The 17,336-nt window shown below is 63.6% G+C and carries 12 protein-coding genes; 8 read left to right on the plus strand and 4 right to left on the minus strand.

The window, feature by feature from the left end; all coding sequences use genetic code 11:
- Window positions 1–87: 87 nt before the first annotated feature.
- The gene (putA, locus tag O6760_RS02385; protein ID WP_269583891.1) at window positions 88–3,228 is read right to left on the minus strand and encodes a bifunctional proline dehydrogenase/L-glutamate gamma-semialdehyde dehydrogenase PutA; all 3,141 of its coding nucleotides are present in this window, start codon (window positions 3,226–3,228) and stop codon (window positions 88–90) included.
- A gap of 143 nt (window positions 3,229–3,371) precedes the next feature.
- Between putA and O6760_RS02390 the strand changes: the two genes are divergently transcribed.
- From O6760_RS02390 to O6760_RS02410, 5 genes are all read left to right on the plus strand, one after another.
- Entirely contained in the window at window positions 3,372–3,827 is a 456-nt protein-coding gene (locus tag O6760_RS02390; protein ID WP_269583892.1) for an Lrp/AsnC ligand binding domain-containing protein, read from the plus strand.
- 4 nt (window positions 3,828–3,831) lie between these two features.
- The gene (locus tag O6760_RS02395) at window positions 3,832–4,224 is read left to right on the plus strand and encodes a YkvA family protein (protein WP_269583893.1); all 393 of its coding nucleotides are present in this window, start codon (window positions 3,832–3,834) and stop codon (window positions 4,222–4,224) included.
- Window positions 4,225–4,338: 114 nt separating this feature from the next.
- Window positions 4,339–5,568 (plus strand): ABC transporter substrate-binding protein, encoded by a 1,230-nt coding sequence (locus O6760_RS02400; RefSeq protein WP_442969846.1) that lies wholly within the window; start codon window positions 4,339–4,341, stop codon window positions 5,566–5,568.
- A gap of 13 nt (window positions 5,569–5,581) precedes the next feature.
- Window positions 5,582–7,288 carry an ABC transporter permease gene (locus O6760_RS02405; RefSeq protein WP_269583894.1) on the plus strand — a complete coding sequence of 569 codons (1,707 nt, stop codon included), beginning with the start codon at window positions 5,582–5,584 and terminating at the stop codon, window positions 7,286–7,288.
- Window positions 7,285–7,962: an ATP-binding cassette domain-containing protein gene (locus O6760_RS02410; RefSeq protein ID WP_269583895.1), complete on the plus strand. Its 678-nt coding sequence runs from the start codon at window positions 7,285–7,287 to the stop codon at window positions 7,960–7,962. The genes O6760_RS02405 and O6760_RS02410 overlap by 4 nt, the downstream gene beginning before the upstream one ends.
- A gap of 37 nt (window positions 7,963–7,999) precedes the next feature.
- Here O6760_RS02410 and bfr read toward each other — a convergent pair whose 3' ends face one another.
- Complete coding sequence (gene bfr / locus O6760_RS02415; protein WP_269583896.1) at window positions 8,000–8,485, minus strand: bacterioferritin; 486 nt, start codon at window positions 8,483–8,485, stop codon at window positions 8,000–8,002.
- 15 nt (window positions 8,486–8,500) lie between these two features.
- A complete protein-coding gene (locus tag O6760_RS02420; protein ID WP_332306213.1) occupies window positions 8,501–8,743 on the minus strand; it encodes a (2Fe-2S)-binding protein in 243 nt (80 codons plus the stop codon).
- A gap of 124 nt (window positions 8,744–8,867) precedes the next feature.
- Between O6760_RS02420 and O6760_RS02425 the strand changes: the two genes are divergently transcribed.
- From O6760_RS02425 to O6760_RS02435, 3 genes are all read left to right on the plus strand, one after another.
- On the plus strand, window positions 8,868–9,626 hold the full coding sequence (locus O6760_RS02425) for an SDR family NAD(P)-dependent oxidoreductase (RefSeq protein ID WP_269583897.1): 759 nt from the start codon (window positions 8,868–8,870) through the stop codon (window positions 9,624–9,626).
- Window positions 9,627–10,082: 456 nt separating this feature from the next.
- The gene (locus O6760_RS02430; protein ID WP_269583898.1) at window positions 10,083–12,518 is read left to right on the plus strand and encodes a methyl-accepting chemotaxis protein; all 2,436 of its coding nucleotides are present in this window, start codon (window positions 10,083–10,085) and stop codon (window positions 12,516–12,518) included.
- Between the two features lie 144 nt (window positions 12,519–12,662).
- Entirely contained in the window at window positions 12,663–13,616 is a 954-nt protein-coding gene (locus O6760_RS02435; RefSeq protein WP_269583899.1) for a class I SAM-dependent methyltransferase, read from the plus strand.
- Between the two features lie 555 nt (window positions 13,617–14,171).
- Here the strand turns inward: O6760_RS02435 and O6760_RS02440 are convergent.
- Complete coding sequence (locus O6760_RS02440; protein WP_269583900.1) at window positions 14,172–17,333, minus strand: efflux RND transporter permease subunit; 3,162 nt, start codon at window positions 17,331–17,333, stop codon at window positions 14,172–14,174.
- Window positions 17,334–17,336 lie beyond the last annotated feature (3 nt).

Raw genomic sequence — 17,336 nt, forward strand, 5'->3', positions numbered from 1 at the left:
CCTTTGAGAGGAGGAGACCAGACCTCATGCGACGCAACTCCTCAGCCCTGGAAACTTGGCTTCAGAGACTGCGGACACGTTTGCCCCTCAATCGTCGGACGCGGCCACCAGGCTGGCGTTGCCGCCGGCCGCGGCCGTGTTGATCGAGACGACCTGCTCCAGCGCGAACCGGGTCAGGTAGGACGGGCCGCCGGCCTTCGGGCCGGTGCCGGAGAGGCCGGAGCCGCCGAAGGGCTGGGTGCCGACCACCGCGCCGATGGTGTTGCGGTTGACATAGACGTTGCCGACCGAAAGCCGGTCGACGACCTTCTTCACCGTCGCGTCGATGCGGCTGTGCACCCCGAGGGTCAGGCCGTAGCCGGTGCCGGCAATCTGGTCGAGCACCTTGTCGAGATCCCTTGCCTTGTACCGCACCACATGCAGCACCGGACCGAACACCTCGCGGGTCAGGGCCTCGGCCTTGTCCAGCTCGATGATATGCGGCGCGACCCAGGAGCCGTTGGCGAGCTTGCCCTGCGGGGTCTCGCCTGCAAAGCGCAGTTTCTGGCTTTCCTTCATGTCGTCGACATGGGAGAGAATGTTGCCGCGCGCCTCCTCGTCGATCACCGGGCCGATGTCCGTTGACGGCAAACGCGGGTCGCCCAGGCTCAGTTCCCTGGCGGCGCCTTCGAGCATGGTCAGCAGGCTGTCGGCGACATCCTCCTGGACGTAGAGCAGGCGCAGGGCCGAGCAGCGCTGGCCTGCCGAGCGGAAGGCCGACATCATCACGTCGTCGCAGACCTGCTCGGGCAGGGCCGTCGCATCGACGATCATGGCATTGATGCCGCCGGTTTCGGCGATCAGCGGCACGATCGGGCCGCGCTTGGTGGCCAGCGTGCCATTGATCGCCCAGGCGGTTTCGGTGGAACCGGTGAAGGCCACGCCCGCGACGGCCGGATGCGAGGTCAGCGCCGCGCCGACATCACCCTCGCCCGGAAGCAGGTAAAAGGCGTCTTCCGGAACCCCGGCCTGGTACATCAGCCTCGCGGTCTCATAGGCGATCAGCGGGGTCTGTTCCGCCGGTTTGGCGACAACCGCATTGCCTGCCAGCAGCGCGGCACTGATCTGGCCGAGGAAGATCGCCAGCGGGAAGTTCCAGGGCGAGATGCAGACGAAGACACCACGGCCGCGATGGCGATAGCGGTTTTCCTCGCCCGTCGGCCCGGGCATCAGCCGGCCTTCGCCGAACTGCATGCGCGCCTCGGCGGCGTAGTAGCGGCAGAAATCGACCGCCTCGCGGATTTCGGCGATGCCGTCCGTCAGGCATTTGCCCGCTTCCATGGACAGGATCATCATCAGCCGGTCGCGGTTTTCCTCCAGGAGGTCACCGACCTTCTCCAGAGCAGCGGCGCGCTCCTCCACCGGCCGGCGCGACCAGCTCTCGAACCCCTTGCGGGCATTCTCGATCGCCTGGCGCGCGATGTCCTTGTCTGCGAAGCGCACCGTGCCGACTTTCGTGCTGCCGTCCATCGGCGCGAAGACCGGGTTGGCATCACCGGAGGCCTTCAGGCCGGCACCGAGTGGTCCCGCCTCGGTGAACGGCGCAGCGGTTTTTGCCATGCCGGTTGTGAGCCGGTTGCGTTCCGCGGCCCAGCCGAACTCGACACCGTCGGAGTTTTCACGGCTCGCGCCATAAAGGTCGCTCGGCAGCGGGATCGAGCGGTTGACCGCGTGATGGCCGTTGTCGAGCAGTTCGCCTGGCCGCTTGAGCAGCGCGTCCGTCGGAACATTGGCGTCACCGACAATGGTGACGAAGGACGAGTTGGCGCCGTTTTCCAGGAGACGGCGGACCAGATAGGCCAGCAGGTCCTTGTGGCCGCCGACCGGCGCATAGATCCGGCAGGGGAAACCGTCGCGTTCGACGATGGACTTGTAGAGGCTCTCGCCCATGCCGTGGAGGCGCTGGAACTCGTAGCCCTCGGCCTTGCCGCCGGAAAGCTCGATGATCTGGGCCACCGTCAGGGCATTGTGGGTCGCGAATTGCGGGTAGAGCACGTCGCGCGCGGCCAGCATGCGCTTGGCGCAGCACAGATAGGAAAGATCGGTGGCCGCCTTGCGCGTGAAGACCGGGTAGTTCTCCGCGCCGCCTTCCTGGGCGTGCTTGATTTCCGTGTCCCAGTAAGCGCCCTTGACGAGGCGCACCATCAGCTTGCGGTTGGTCCTGCGGGCCGCGTTGACCAGCCAGTCGATCACGTGAACGCCGCGCTTCTGGTAGGCCTGCACCGCCAGGCCGAAGCCGTCCCAGCCTTCGGTGACCGGATCGTTGAGCAGGGCCGCGATGACGTCGAGCGAGATCTCGAGACGATCGGCCTCCTCCGCATCGACGGTGAAATTGAGATTGCGGTCCTTGGCCATCTGCACCAGCTCGCGCAGCCTGGGCAGCAGCTCGTCGCGCACGCGCTCGCCGTTGACGGCCTCGTAGCGCGGATGCAGCGCCGACAGCTTGACGGAAATGCCCGGACGGTCCGGCAGTTTCCTGTCGCCGGCGGACTTGCCGATCGCCTCGATGGCATTGGCATAGGAATGGAAATAGCGCTCCGCGTCCCGCGCGGTGCGCGCGCCCTCGCCGAGCATGTCGTAAGAATAGCGGTAGCCCTTGGCTTCCTGGGTCCTGGCACGCTCCAGGGCCTTCTGGATGGTTTCCCCAAGCACGAACTGGTGGCCAAGCAACTGCATCGCCTTGCGGGTCGCCACCCGCACGGTCGGCATGCCCATGCGCTTGACCAGGCTGGAGAGAACCGATTGCGGCGTGTCGCCCGGATGCAGGAGACGCGAGGTCACGCCGAGCGCCCAGGAAGAGGCGGAGACGAGCCAGGTGTCGGACTTGGGGCCGGACGGGTCGTCGAATTTGGCTGCGGCCAACTTGTCCTCGATCAGCTTGTCGGCGGTCTTGGCATCCGGCACGCGCAGCAGCGCTTCGGCCAGCACCATCATGGCAAGGCCTTCACGCGTGGTCAGGCCGAATTCGCGCATGAAGTCCTCGACACCGCCAAGGCCCACCTGGACGGCGCGCATGTCCTCGATATAGCCGCGGGCGCGCTGGTCGATCAGCTTTTCCACCACCGGGTCGCCCTTGGCCTCTTTCAAAAGGGCTTCGACAAGCGGTCTGTCATCGGGGGCATAAGCCGCACGGAACGGCTCCAGGTCTGTTGTATCGATCTTCGTCATGGCGGCAGCAGTTGCAGTCATGAGGAACCTCCCAAAGGGGCCGCGCGCGGCCGTGTCATCAGATTTCCCTAAAATATCCCATTTTGATGGCCGATTTTCCCTGTTTTTCAGTCTCATTACCGTGTATTCTCAGGTGAAAAACGAATTCTGAAAGTAAATTCACTATGCTTGATGCGATAGACCGGCGTATTCTGAAGGTTCTCCAGCAGGATGGCCGCATCACCAACACCGATCTCGCCGAACGGATCAGCCTTTCGGCGACCGCAACGGCCGAACGAATGAAGCGTCTGGTGCGCGAAGGTTACATCGAGCACTTCTCCGCCAGCCTCGATCCGAAGAAGGTCGAGCGTGGCCTGCTGGTGTTTGTCGAGATCCGGCTTGAGCGCACATCGCCGGAGATCTTCGATGCCTTCAAGGTCGCGGTGGAGCGTTCCTCCGACATCATGGAATGCCATATGGTCGCCGGCGGGTTCGACTACCTGATGAAAAGCCGGGTCAAGGACATGGAAGCCTATCGCGCGTTTCTCTCCGATGTGGTGCTGGCGCTGCCCGGCGTGCGCGAGACCCATACCTACGCGGTCATGGAGGAAATCAAGGACACGCATATCCTGCCGGTCTAGCGTCATGTGGAAAGACCTCAAAACATGGGCGCAGACCCTGAAGCGGGACACCATCGCCCTCTATCTCGCCGTCCGCGATCCGCGAACACCCTGGTATGCAAAGGCCATCGCGGCTGTCGTCGTGGCCTACGCGCTCTCTCCCATCGATCTCATTCCGGATTTCATTCCCGTCCTTGGCTATCTCGACGACATCCTGCTTGTCCCGATCGGTCTGTGGATTGCCATTTGCCTCGTTCCCGGTGAGGTGCTTGAGGATTGCAGGACACGTGCGCGGCGGCTCGTCGAGCGGCCGACCAGCAGGACAGCCGCTTTCTTTGTCGTGTTCCTTTGGGCCGCAATGGCAGCTCTGGCGGGCTGGATAATTCTGCGGCCGGCTGTGCTATCCCTTCAAACCTGAAGCCCGCCCGCATCGTTTCCGCGAACGCCGTTCACAAAGCCTTGTCTTGACCGTGCAATGCCGCTTGCGCGAGGGAACAGGACCGGCTTCGCCCCGACACCAGAGGACTTTTCGATGACACGACTTTTCGCAGCCACGCTTTGCCTCCTGGGAACGCTGCTCCTGCCCCAGAACGGCATGGCACAGGATCTCGACCCGGCGGAGACGCAGGAGTGGCAGCGCGTGCTCGAGGAGGCCAGGGGCCAGACCCTCTATTTTCATGCCTGGGGCGGCGAGCCACGCATCAATGCCTATATCGGCTGGGCCGCGCGGGAAGTGGAAGGCGATTTCGGCGTCCGTGTCATCCACGTCAAGGTCAGTGACACCGCGACGGTTGTCTCCCAGGTGCTGGCGGAGAAATCCGTCGGCAAGGGGTCGGGCGGCGCGGTCGATCTCATCTGGATCAACGGCGAGAACTTCGCGGCGATGAAAAACCAGGGCCTGCTCGCCGAGGCGGGCTGGGCCGAGACCCTGCCGAACTGGCGCTATGTCGACGTGGAAAACAAGCCCACCGTGACTGTTGATTTCACGGTGCCGACAGATGGCCAGGAGAGCCCCTGGGGCATGGCCAAGCTGGTGTTCATGTATGACAGCGCCCGCCTCGATACGCCTCCGGCTACGCTCGACGGCCTGCTTGCCTATGCGAAGGCCAATCCGGGCCGTTTTGCCTACCCGCAGCCGCCCAATTTCTACGGCACGACCTTCCTCAAGCAGATTCTAGTCGGCACGATCGAGGACAGGGATCTCCTGTCCGAACCGGTAGAGAACGCCGACTTCGACGCGTTGACGAAGCCGCTGTTCGCCTATCTGGACGAACTGCATGGCTCCCTGTGGCGGAAGGGGGCGGCCTTTCCGAAGAACGCTGCCCACATGCGCCAGCTCCTGGCCGACGGCGAGCTGGACATCGCCTTTTCATTCAATCCCGGCGACGCCTCCGGTGCGATTGCCAATGGCGAGCTGCCGCCCAGCGTGCGCACCTTCGTGCTCGACGGCGGCACGATCGGCAACACCCATTTTGTCGCCATTCCCTTCAACAGCTCCAACAAGGCCGCCGCCAAGGTATTCGCTGATTTCCTGCTGACCCCGATAGCCCAGACCCGCAAGCAGGATCCCGAAGTCTGGGGCGACCCGACCGTGCTCAACGTCGCCGCATTGCCGGCCAATGAAAAGGCCTTGTTCGAGGCTCTGGACCTTGGTCCGGCGACGCTTACACCGGAGGAACTCGGTCCGGTGTTGCCCGAACCGCATCCCAGCTGGGTGGCCGCGCTTGAAGAAGCCTGGCTGAAACGCTACGGCGTGGAATGACCGGGCCGGGCAGTTGACCTCCCGCCGGGCCCGATTTCCGGAAATCCCTACCGTTCTTGTCGCGGCCTTGCTGGCGGGGCCGGTTCTGGCCGGGCTAGCCGGCACGGTGCTGCCGGCCTTCGGTTATCTGCCGGTACTTGGGTATGACAGCTTCTCGCTTGCCCCGTTCAAGGACCTGTTCGCGGTCCCCGGGCTGGCGGTGTCCGCAAAGCTCAGCTTCGCCACCGGTCTGTCCGCCTCGCTGCTGTCGCTTGCCATCGTTCTGGTGTTCACCGCCGGCTGGTCCGGAACCGCGACATTCCGGCGCCTGACCCGATTTGTGTCCCCGCTCCTCTCGGTGCCTCACGCCGCGGCGGCCATCGGCCTGGCCTTCCTGATCGCCCCGTCCGGGTTCCTTGTCCGGGCGGTGTCGCCCTGGGCAACGGGCTGGACGCGGCCGCCGGATGTCCTGATACTGAACGACCCGCTTGGCCTGGCGATGACCTTCGGCCTCGTCGCAAAGGAAGTCCCGTTTCTCTTCCTGATGACCCTCGCCGCGCTCAATCGTCCGCATATCCGCGACGCCTACAGGGCCGGCGCCAGCCTCGGCTACGGCCGCATGGCCACCTTCTTCAAGATCGTGCTGCCGCAGATCTATCCGCTGATCCGCCTGCCCATGCTGGCCGTGATCGCCTATGCGACGTCCGTCGTCGATGTTGCGGTCATTCTCGGCCCGACAACGCCGGCGCCGCTCGCTCCCAGGCTGGTCACCTGGATGAGCGATCCGGACCTGTCCAGACGGTTGATGGCCTCGGCCGGAGCGCTGCTGCAACTCGGCCTGACGACAGGCGCCTTGCTGTGCTACCTGGTTCTGGAGCGGCTCGCCCGCTCAGTCCTGCTCCGCGGGCTTTCCAGCGGCCAACGCCGTCGCCGGGACGGACCGGGCCGGATCGCCGGTCTGGTGCTGATGGTTGCCGTGATTGCCGTGATGGTGCTGTCCCTGATGCTGCTCGGGCTCTGGTCCACGACAAGGTCCTGGTGGTTTCCCGCGGTGCTGCCGCAAAGCTGGGACCTCACGCGCCTGGCGGACACGGTCACGATGGGCGCACCGGCACTTTGGGCGACGCTCGCCCTCGCGGCAGCCGCCGCGGGTCTTGCCACGGGACTGACCCTGTGGCTCCTGGAGGCGCGCGACCAGAGTGGCCGGAGGGCCGGAAACAAGCTGAAAGTGCTTGTATTCCTGCCGCTGCTTCTGCCCCAGATCGGTTTCCTGTTCGGGCTGCAGATGCTGTTTCTGCGCATCGGGTTGAGCGGAAGTTTTTCAGCCGTGCTGCTTGCGCATCTCGTGTTCGTGTTTCCCTATGCCGTTCTTTCCCTCAGCGATCCGTGGTCCCGGCTCGACCCGCGCTATGCCAAGGCCGCCGCCGCCATCGGAGCGTCCCGCATGCGCATCTTCTGGCAGATCCGTCTGCCCCTGCTGCTCAGGCCCGTTCTGGTCACCCTTGCGGTCGCGGCAGCCGTTTCCGTCGGCCAGTATCTGCCGACGCTGATGATCGGCGCGGGCCGGATCGTCACCATAACCTCGGAAAGCGTGGCGCTGGCGAGCGGCGGCAATCGGCCGGCGGCGGCACTTTATGCGCTGATGCAGCTTCTGATTCCGCTTGCCGGTTTTGTGTTGGCAGCCCTTGTGCCAGCCGTCCTGCACCGCAACCGTGCCGCCATGCGGCTGGAGAGAAGATGACCGCCTTGTCCACACCCGGCGCCGGGTCCGGCCTTGTTCTTGAAGACGTTGCCCTTAGCCTCGAGGGCAGGCTGCTGCTCAGGATCGACTGCCGGATCGCGGCAGGCTCCGTGCTTACGATTATGGGCGAGAGCGGCAGCGGCAAATCGAGCCTTCTGGATTTCATCGCCGGTTTCCTGCGCCCGGACTTCAAAGCTTCGGGCCGGGTTCTGCTGGACGGCAAGGACTTGACGGGTCTTGCGGCGCAGGACCGGCATATCGGCCTGATGTTTCAGACGCCGCTCCTGTTTCCGCACATGTCGGTGCAGCAAAACCTGATGTTCGCAATCCCGCCCGGCATCCGCAAGCGGTCCCTCAGGCGCGAGATGGCGGAACTGGCGCTTGCCGATGCGGGCCTTGCCGGCTTCGGCGGCCGCGATCCGACGACCCTGTCCGGCGGTCAGCAGACCCGCGTCGCGCTGATGCGAACCCTGCTTGCCGACCCGCAGGCGCTGCTGCTGGACGAACCGTTTTCCAGCCTGGACAAGGCCCGGAGGGCGGACATCCGTGCACAGGTCTTCGAAGCGGCGCGGCAAAAGGGTCTGCCGGTGCTGCTTGTGACCCATGATGAAGACGATGCCGAGGCGGCCGGTGGCGAGGTTCACCGCCTGAACGGCAGCAGCGGAACAGTTTGATGGTCCGTCCCGCCCGGATGCCCCGTGCGCGGTGCCGTTATTCCGCCTGGTCTGCAGACCTTGCCTGTAGCAGGGCGTAATTGTCGATGCCGATCTGTTCGATGAGGCCGAGCTGGGTTTCCAGGAAGTCGATATGGCCTTCCTCGTCGCCAAGCAGCCGTTCGAACAGTGCCATGGTAACGAAGTCTCCGAGCTCCCGGCAGACTTCACGGGCTTCCTTGTAAAGCGCGCGGGCCACGTATTCGGCCGCCAGATCGCCTTCCAGGCATTCCTTCAGCGACTGGCCGATACGCAGGGGATCGAGGGTCTGCAGGTTCGGCAGGCCTTCCAGGAAAATGATCCGGTCCATCAGTTCCTGGGCATGCGCGCGCTCCTCGTCGGCCTCGACGAGTTCCTTGGCGGCCAGCTTGCCATAGCCCCAGTCGTCGAGCAGGCGGGCATGGACCCAGAACTGGTTGACCACCGTCAACTCGTGACGCAGCGACTTGTTCAGATATTCAATGACGCGCGGATCGCCCTTCATAGGTCCTCTCCCTGGTTACCGTCCGGTGGCCCGTTTTCGGGGCATGTCGACCGGTTTCGCATTTCCTGTTTCTTCAGAGCTTTTTTCGTGAATGATGTCAATCACCGCCGGAAAACATCCCCCGCAGCGCGGCCGGCAGCCCAGATGACGGAACACCGCGCCCGGTGTGGGCACCTTGCCGTTCGGGTCCGCGCGCATTTCCTCCGCCGCCTCGCGGAGCTGCTTGTCAGACAGAACGTTACAGGAGCAAATGATCATTGTAGGATCCGGCGCGCGTCCTCATATGCGGACAGAGTGGCATTGACGAATTCCTGCGCAATATCGAAACTTTACCATAAGAGTCAACTTTTTCCGGACCTCCGGGATCAGACAAGGGATCATTATGAACGGCAAGCCTCATACGGATGACCGTCCCACACTCGTGCTGACCGGCGCAAGCCGCGGCATCGGCCATGCGACGGTCAAGCGGTTTTCCGCCGAAGGCTGGCGGGTGATCACCTGCTCCCGGCAGGCGTTCTCCGACAAATGCCCGTGGCCGATGGGACCGGAGGATCATATCCAGGTCGATCTGTCCGATCCGGAAAACCTCGGCTTTGCGACTCAGGAGATCCGCAAGCGGCTGGAGGTGAACGGCTCGAAGCTGAACGCGCTGGTCAACAATGCCGGTATCAGCCCCAAGGGCGCGGAAGGTGCGCGCCTCGACTCACTGACCACGCCCATGCATGAGTGGCGCACGGTCTTCCAGGTGAATTTCTTCGCGCCGATCCTGCTTGGCCGTGGTCTGTTCAAGGAACTGAAAAACGCCGGCGGCTCGGTGGTCAATGTCACCTCGATCGCGGGCATGCGGGTACATCCCTTCGCAGGCACGGCCTACGCAACCTCAAAGGCGGCGCTGGCCTCCCTGACTCGCGAAATGGCCGCCGATTTCGGACCGCACGGCATTCGCGTCAACGCCATTGCCCCGGGTGAAATCGATACCTCGATCCTGTCGCCGGGAACGGAAGACATGATCGAGGACATCCCGCTGCGCCGCCTGGGCCTGCCGGGCGAGGTCGCCGATACGATCTACTATCTGTGTTCGGACAAATCCTCCTATGTCAGCGGAGCCGAGATCCACATCAATGGCGGGCAACACGTCTAGGGTCAGGACCCATCAATTTGATTGAAATGGCGCAACAAACGGCGATGAGCTGCGAGGAAAAGCGTGACAAGCGGGCTTCCTGCCCGGTTGAGCGCTTTAACACAGCAGATCGAAGCCGTTTTTGCGTCCCTCCGGGATAGGGTGAATTTGCCCGGCAACGTCGTTGCAAATCTTTGGAAACCGGACGGTTTCCTGCAGATTCGCGCCTCGTATCCGAACAAATTCATCCCTACCATTGCATTCAAATTGATGGGTCCTGACCCTAGATCAGGCCTACAACCCTGAATAAACGATTCGTTTTATTGCAATAGTTGCGCAAAGTTATCTTTTGTTAACAGTCAAACCGACTCTGAGCTATGTAACACCTGAAGATTATTCCCCCGGTTTACCTAATCTTCATCGCCCCCCGTAATAGTGAAAGTACAAATGCGGCAATTCCGGCTGTGCGGGGACGATATGAAGCGACTATTGAAGGTTCTCACCGACTTGAAATTCGGGTTCAAGGTTGGCGGCGGTTTTTTGGCCGTTCTGCTCTTGACGGCGGTTGTCGGCGGTGCCGGCTTCCTGGCCATCTACAACCTGTCCTCCAGCTTCAACGTGGCGGACCAGGCGTCCAAGGTCGCCGCTCAGGTTCAGGCCACATCGCTGCAGCGTGAGGACTACCTGAACAACCCGTCGGCGGAACTGACCGACGCTGTCCATCAGGAAATCGCCAGCCTGGAGGCGTCCCTGCAGACGCTTGCACAGGGTGTCGCCGGCGACACGCAGTCCGAAGCCCAGGTGGCCGGAGCCATCGACGCCGTTTCGCAATTCAGCGCCACTTTCGACCAGGTTGTCGCCCAGACCACCCAGCAGTCGGAACGGCTCGCAACCTTGCAGCAGAGCACGACAAATCTGGAGGCCATGGCCGTCAGCATTACCGGCGCGGTTCAGACCGAAGAAAAGGTCGTCAGTGCCGAGGCCTCCTCCGCGGACAGACGGCTCGATGACGTCATCCAGCTTCAACAGGGCCTGTTCGCGATCAAGGACAACGTCGTCAAGATCCACATGGCCTATCTGCAGGGCAGCGGCAATCTGCAAGGCGATGCGCTCACTTCCTCCATCGAGATTGCCCGTTCGCTGGTCACAGACACCAAGCAGATGGAGGGGAAACGGATCCAAGGTATCGAATCCACGACCATCAGCCAGCTGGCAACAAATGCAAGCGAGCTGAGCGGCGCGCTGGAAAACCTGACCAAGGATCTGGGCTTTTCCGAAGCTTACGACGCCCGCCTTGCCGTCGGCAACGGCATCAACGGCATGGACGCCGTCACCAAGGAAATCCTGGGCCAGATCGACCCGGTGGTTTCCCAGGCCAAATCCGACGCCCAGACCGCGTCCACGCGGCTTGCAACAATCCGGAACATCGCCACCAATGCGACGAAGCTGAACCAGCTCGCCGTCGCCGCCCGGGCCGAAACACTTTACCTGTTCGGCGGCTTCGGCGCGGATGACACTTCCTATGCCGAGTACCACATTGCCGATCTCCATGCCCTGGAAAGCGACATCGGCAAGGTGGGCTTGGTGCTGCCGGCGGTCGCCCGCTCTGTCGAGGCCATCCCGGAATTCATCGCAACGCTGGACCAGTCCTTCAAGGACATGCTGACAACCCAGACCGACCTGGCGGCAAAGCGGGAGCAGCTCGATGAGCTCACCCGCAAGGTGTCCGCGGACATCGCGGTGATTTCAGACACCCAGTCGAAGGCCGCGAATGCCGCCTCCAGCGCCGCGGAACTGCAGATCGCGACGACCGTTCTGCTGGCAATCCTCGGCGGTATCGGACTGGCCTTCGTGCTCAACCTTGCGATCACCCGGCCGATCCGCACGATCACCGACGTGATGGGCCGGCTGGCCAATGGCGACAATGAAGTCGAGATCCCGGGCCGCGACCGCGGCGACGAAATCGGCGACATGAGCCGCACCGTGCAGGTGTTCCGCGACAATGCCATCGAACGCGCACATCTGCAGGAGCAGAACGCGCAGGAAGAGGCTGCACGCCAGCAGCGCCAGGAACGCATCGACGCGATGATCCAGTCCTTCCGCTCCAAGGCGGAAGAGGCGCTGGGCTCCGTGGAGTCGACCGCCGGCGGCCTCGACGCAACCGCCCAGGCCCTGACCGAGATTGCCCGTGACAGTGCCGGCTACGCGAGCGAGACCCAGGCCTCCTCGAACGAGACCACCAACAACGTCCAGACCGTGGCCAGCGCCGCGGAAGAACTGGCGGCCTCGATCGGCGAGATTTCCCGCCAGGTCGCGCAGACCACCGAGATCGTCGACCGTGCCACGACCGGTACGCGGGTGACCAACGAGAAGGTCGAGGGCCTGGCAGAGGCCGCGACCAAGATCGGCGAAGTGGTGACACTCATCCAGGCGATTGCCGAACAGACCAACCTGCTGGCCCTGAACGCCACCATCGAGGCGGCACGTGCCGGGGAGGCCGGCAAGGGCTTCGCGGTTGTTGCCGCAGAGGTGAAGGAACTGGCCACCCAGACATCCAAGGCGACCGAGGAGATCTCGTCGCAGATCAACGAGATCCAGAACGCCACCAAGGAATCCGTCATTGCCATCGGCGAGATCGCGGAGACCATGACGGAAGTCAACACCTACACCGCCGCCATCGCCTCGGCTGTCGAGCAGCAAGGCTCGGCGACTGCGGAAATCTCGCAGAACGTCCAGAAGGCCGCGGAAGGCACAGGCGCCGTGTCCTCGTCCATGAGCCAGCTGTCCCAGGCCGTCGACCAGACCTCGTCTTCCGCGGACATGGTGCTGTCTGCCTCCGGCGAGTTGACCCAGAAGACCGACGAACTGAAACGCGAGGTCGAGCAATTCCTCAACGAGGTTGCCGCCGCCTGACAGCGCACAAACAGACCGGAAGGGCGGGTGAGCCACGGCTCCCCGCCCTTTTTCTTTGAGGCTGCCCGTGCAAAACGTTGACCTCGGCGGACTTGCCGACTAGAGCGGGTTTGAAATCCTGACGACTGACAACGAGAGATCCCCGTGGCGGACCAGACCAGCGCCTCTTCCTTTGCTCCTTCCGGCCAGCCACCGGTCCAGACATGGCCGGTGATCCTGGAAACGAAAGGCTGGCAGGACTACCGGCTGCTCGACATGGGCGAAGGCCAGAAGCTGGAGCGCTACGGCCGCTTCACGATCGTGCGCCCGGAGCCGCAGGCCATGGGCTCACGCCGGCTGAAGGAGAGTGTCTGGAACCGGGCCGACGCGGTCTTTTCCGGTGACACGGAGGAGGAAGGTCCCGGCCGCTGGAAATTTTCCGGCAATGTGCCGGAAACCTGGCCGATGTCCTACGGGCCGGTGCGCTACAACGGCCGCTTCATGTCGTTCCGCCATGTCGGCGTATTTCCGGAGCAGGCCGCGCATTGGGACTGGGTCAACGGCAAGATCCGCGCCGAGCGCGGACGCAACCCCGACAAGCCGCTGAAGATCCTCAACCTGTTCGGCTATACCGGCCTCGCCTCGCTTCTGCCGGCGACCGAAGGTGCCCAGGTCACGCATGTGGATGCCTCCAAGAAGGCGATCGGCTATGCGCGCGAGAACCAGGCCCTGTCCGGCCTGGAGGACCTGCCGATCCGCTGGATCTGTGAGGACGCCTCCAAGTTCGTCGCACGGGAGGTCAGGCGCGGCAACACCTATGACGGCATCATCCTCGATCCGCCCAAATACGGCCGCGGCCCCAAGGGCGAGGTCTGGGATCTTTACACGAGCCTGCCCGGCATGCTGGCCGATCTTCAGAAACTGCTCGCGGACGATGCGCTGTTCATGATCCTGACCGCCTACGCGATCCGCTCCAGCTTCGTGTCCATCCACGAGCTGATGGCCGAAACCCTGCACAGCCAGGGCGGCCAGCTTGAATCGGGCGAACTGGTGATCCGCGAGGAAAACGGAACACGGGCCCTGTCGACATCGCTGTTCTCACGCTGGAGCAGCCGGTAGGAAATCCAGGCTTCACCTTCCCACTCCTCAGGTTGAGGCTGTGAGGTGGACAGGCCGAAGACAAGCGCGTCGTCCTTTCAATTTTGAGACTTCCCTCTCTTCGTCATCCCATGGCTTGACCCACTGCTGTCCGGTTAAGCAGGAGCCTCGGTGCGCAAACAGGCTTTGCCGCTTGTTCCACTCTCCCCCCTGGAGGGGGAGATGTCTCCGACAGGAGACAGAGGGGGGGCTCAACCTCTCGGCAGACAAGACCTTTTCCGAATTCGAGGAACCGCCGCCCCCCCCCTGTCCGGTTCCCGGACATCTCCCCCTCCAGGGGGGAGAGGGGTGCAAGTGGTAAGGCACTGCGTGTCCCGGACTAGGAGAAGCGTAAATATCGACAATGAATCAATGACCTGTTGTAACTGAGCCGAGTTAAACCGGACAGCAGTGGGCTTGACCATGGGATCCATGCCGTTGCACCTCCAAACCCGCTCGCTCTGCAACCGGCAAGGTTGCGGCATGGATTGCCGGATCAAGTCCGGCAATGACGACAGGAAATGGGAGGCAGGAAACTCACTCCGCCGCGACTGCCGTTTCCAGGTTGTCGTTGCTCCAGCGCGTATCGGACCCGGGCTCTTCCTTTGTCTTGCTTGCAGCCACCGACTTCCTCCGCCGCGCATAGACCAGCGCAAACATGGGCGGGGCGAAATAGAACGAGATCACCGTCGACAAAAGCACGCCTCCGGCAATCGACATGGCAAAGGGCGGCCAGAAACCGCCGCCTCCGAGAATGAGCGGCAGGAAGCCGCCGAATGTCGTCAGCGTGGTCGAGACGATGTGCCGGCCGGAGCGCATCACCACCTCGACCATCGCCGAGCGGTCGCCCGCGGCCGCCGCTTCGTCCTGCTGCATCGCCGTCAGGATGATGATGGCCGCGTTGATCGAAACCCCTATCGAGCCGATGACGCCAATGATCGCGTTGATGCCGAAGGGATACTGGAACACCGCCAGCGCGAGAATGCTCAGTCCCGCCGACAGCATCGCGACCACGAGCGTGACCGCGGACAGGCGGAAGGACTGGAAGGTCAGCACGATGGCGGCGATGGAGAGCGGAATGATCAGACCGAGGGAGCCGATTAGGTTCTTCATGGTGTCACCGCGCGCGTCACTGTCGCCACCGGTCTCGATGCGATAGCCCTCGGGCAGCACATAACCGTTTTCAGTGATCTTCTGCTGGAGCTTCTTCAAGGCCTCTTCCGGCAGGACACCATATTGCACGAAGGCCTGGACGGTGTTGGTGCGTTCGCCGTTGCGCCGGTTGATCTCGCCTTCCGACGGTTCGACGCTGATATCGGCAATGGCCGCCACGGGCACGCCTTCATAGGTTGCCGACCCCGCGGCACCCACGGCGGGCAGCAGGGGCAGACTGGAGATCCGCGCCAGGTCGCCGCGCGTGTCGTTGCCGACGCGCACCCGAACGGGAAGTTCTTCCGTGCCCTCGATCAGGCTGCCGCCGGTGGCACCTTCAAGCACCGCTTCCAGCTGCCGGGCAACGTCGCCAAGACTCAGACCGACCAGACGCGCCTTGTCCTCGTCGACATCGAATCTGAGTTTCGGTGCGCCGCCGTCAAGCGTGGTGCGCACGATCGTGATCTCCTCGACACCGCTGGCGAGCCGGCGCAACACATCTCCCTGCTGGCGCAGGACATCGAGCGAGGGGCCGACCAGGCGCAATTCCACGGGCGCATCCACCGGCGGGCCCTGAACGAGATCCCGGACAAGGATCCGCGCCTCCGGGAACCTGTGGCTCAGCTCCTGCTGCAACCGCGGAACCAGGCTTGCGGTCTCCTCCGGCGAGGCACTTGTCACCAGCGCCTGCGCGAAGGCGGGCGCACGGTCGCGGTTGCCGACAATGTTGTAATAGAAGGCCGGCGCACTTTTGCCGACGACCCAGGCGATCTGCGTGACGCCGTCCTGAGCCTCCAGATACCGGTCGATTTCCAGGGCAACCTCCGAGGTCTCGGCAATGGCCGTGCCGCTGCTGAGTTCGACCTCGATGTGAAACTGGTCACGGTCGACTCCCGGAAAGAACTGCGCCGTCAGTGTCGGCATGCTCAGGAATCCGATCAACGGCAGCACCAGTGCGTAGGCAACCGCGCTCGCCGGATTGCGCATCGCCAGCGTCAGCGACAGGCGGAACGGCACGGTGACGAGGGACGCCGGGCGGAACCGCCGGGCTGCCTTGCCGGCTTTTGCGGCAGGCAGGATCCAGCCGGCCATTGCCGCGGTCAGGGTGACGGCAACCACGAAGGACCAGATCAGCATCACGATCACGGCAATCGCGATGGCGCCGACAAAGTCGCCCGGCGGTCCGGGCAGCAGCACCATGGGCATGAAGGACAGGGCGGTTGTCACCGTTGAGGCCAGCAGAGGTGCAAACAGGCGGCGCACCGCCTTGCCGACCGCGTCCGTGCGCGTCGCGCCTCCGTCGAGCGCCTGGCCGATCTCGTCGGTCATGACGATGCCGGCGTCGACCAGAAGGCCAAGGGCCACGATCATGCCGGTCAGGGACATCTGGTGCAGCGGCAGGCCGATCATGCTCATGGTGGCAAAGGAAGCCAGCGTCACGACAGGCAGCACCATCGCAACGATCAGGGCAGAACGCAGGCCCATCGTCACCAGCAGCACGATCACCACCAGCGTCATGCCGACGGCGATGTTGAAGCCGACATTGGACAGGCGCTCGATCGTGTAGGCGCTCTGGTCGAATATCAGCCGGTGCTCGATGGAATGGGGCATGTCCGCCTCGAAGGCGGCGATGCGGCCCCGCACGCGCTCCATCCAGGCATCGACCTGCAGGCCGTCGGCAATCTTGGCGGCCACAAGGATGGCCGGGCGGCCTCCGGAAAAGGCTATTTCCTCCGCCGGCTGGCGAATGCCCTTGGTCACGGCGGCCACATCACCGACGCGGGTGACAAGGCCCGATGAGTCCGTCGAGACCGGGATCTGCCGGATGCGGTCGAGCGCGGCGATTTCGCCGTCCACCTCGATCAGGAATTCGCGGCCGGGGCTTCTGAGCCGTCCCGCCTGCACCTTTGCGTCGGCCGCCCGGATGGCGGCCGATACCTGATCGACGGAGAGCGACAGCGAGGCCAGCAGCGCCGGATCGATCCGGACCAGGATTTCCTCGTCGACCGCGCCGAAAATCTCGACCTGTTTCGTGCCCGGCACATTGCGCAGGACATCCGACAGGGTCTCGGCATAGCGCAGCAGCACCGCGTCGGAGACGTCGTCGTGCTTCGGCGCCAGCGCGCTGATCGCGGCAAAGGCACCGGCACCGTCGGTATCGAAATCCGGCTCCTCAACGCCTAGCGGAAACTCCCGCACCGCGTCGTCCAGCTTGTCCCGGATTTCCGACCATGTCTGTTCGATCACGTCTTCCGAAAGCGTGTCGAGCAGCTCGATCCGGATGATCGAGATAGAGGCGGCGGAAACGGATTCGATCGTGTCGATCTCTTCCACTTCCCTGAGCTGTTCCTCGATCTTTTCCGTGACCAGTGCCTCGACCCGCGCCGGATCGGCGCCCGGATAGACCGTGGTCACGTTGGCAAAGATGTTGGTGATAGACGGGTCTTCCTGGCGCCCGATGCCGATCAGGGCGGAGGCGCCCGCGGCCAGGATGACCAGGAGCATCAGTGCAGCAAGGCGCGGCTGGCGGAAGAACAGCGTTGCCATGGG

This window comes from Roseibium sp. Sym1, from assembly GCF_027359675.1.
Classification (GTDB): Bacteria; Pseudomonadota; Alphaproteobacteria; order Rhizobiales; family Stappiaceae; genus Roseibium.

Bases quoted from the DNA above. Each gene is read 5' to 3' on its own strand.
- putA (WP_269583891.1), bottom strand. From the start codon at position 3,228: ATGACTGCAACTGCTGCCGCCATGACGAAGATCGATACAACAGACCTG.
- O6760_RS02390 (WP_269583892.1), top strand. From the start codon at position 3,372: ATGCTTGATGCGATAGACCGGCGTATTCTGAAGGTTCTCCAGCAGGAT.
- O6760_RS02395 (WP_269583893.1), top strand. From the start codon at position 3,832: ATGTGGAAAGACCTCAAAACATGGGCGCAGACCCTGAAGCGGGACACC.
- O6760_RS02400 (WP_442969846.1), top strand. From the start codon at position 4,339: ATGACACGACTTTTCGCAGCCACGCTTTGCCTCCTGGGAACGCTGCTC.
- O6760_RS02410 (WP_269583895.1), top strand. From the start codon at position 7,285: ATGACCGCCTTGTCCACACCCGGCGCCGGGTCCGGCCTTGTTCTTGAA.
- bfr (WP_269583896.1), bottom strand. From the start codon at position 8,485: ATGAAGGGCGATCCGCGCGTCATTGAATATCTGAACAAGTCGCTGCGT.
- O6760_RS02420 (WP_332306213.1), bottom strand. From the start codon at position 8,743: ATGATCATTTGCTCCTGTAACGTTCTGTCTGACAAGCAGCTCCGCGAG.
- O6760_RS02425 (WP_269583897.1), top strand. From the start codon at position 8,868: ATGAACGGCAAGCCTCATACGGATGACCGTCCCACACTCGTGCTGACC.
- O6760_RS02430 (WP_269583898.1), top strand. From the start codon at position 10,083: ATGAAGCGACTATTGAAGGTTCTCACCGACTTGAAATTCGGGTTCAAG.
- O6760_RS02440 (WP_269583900.1), bottom strand. From the start codon at position 17,333: ATGGCAACGCTGTTCTTCCGCCAGCCGCGCCTTGCTGCACTGATGCTC.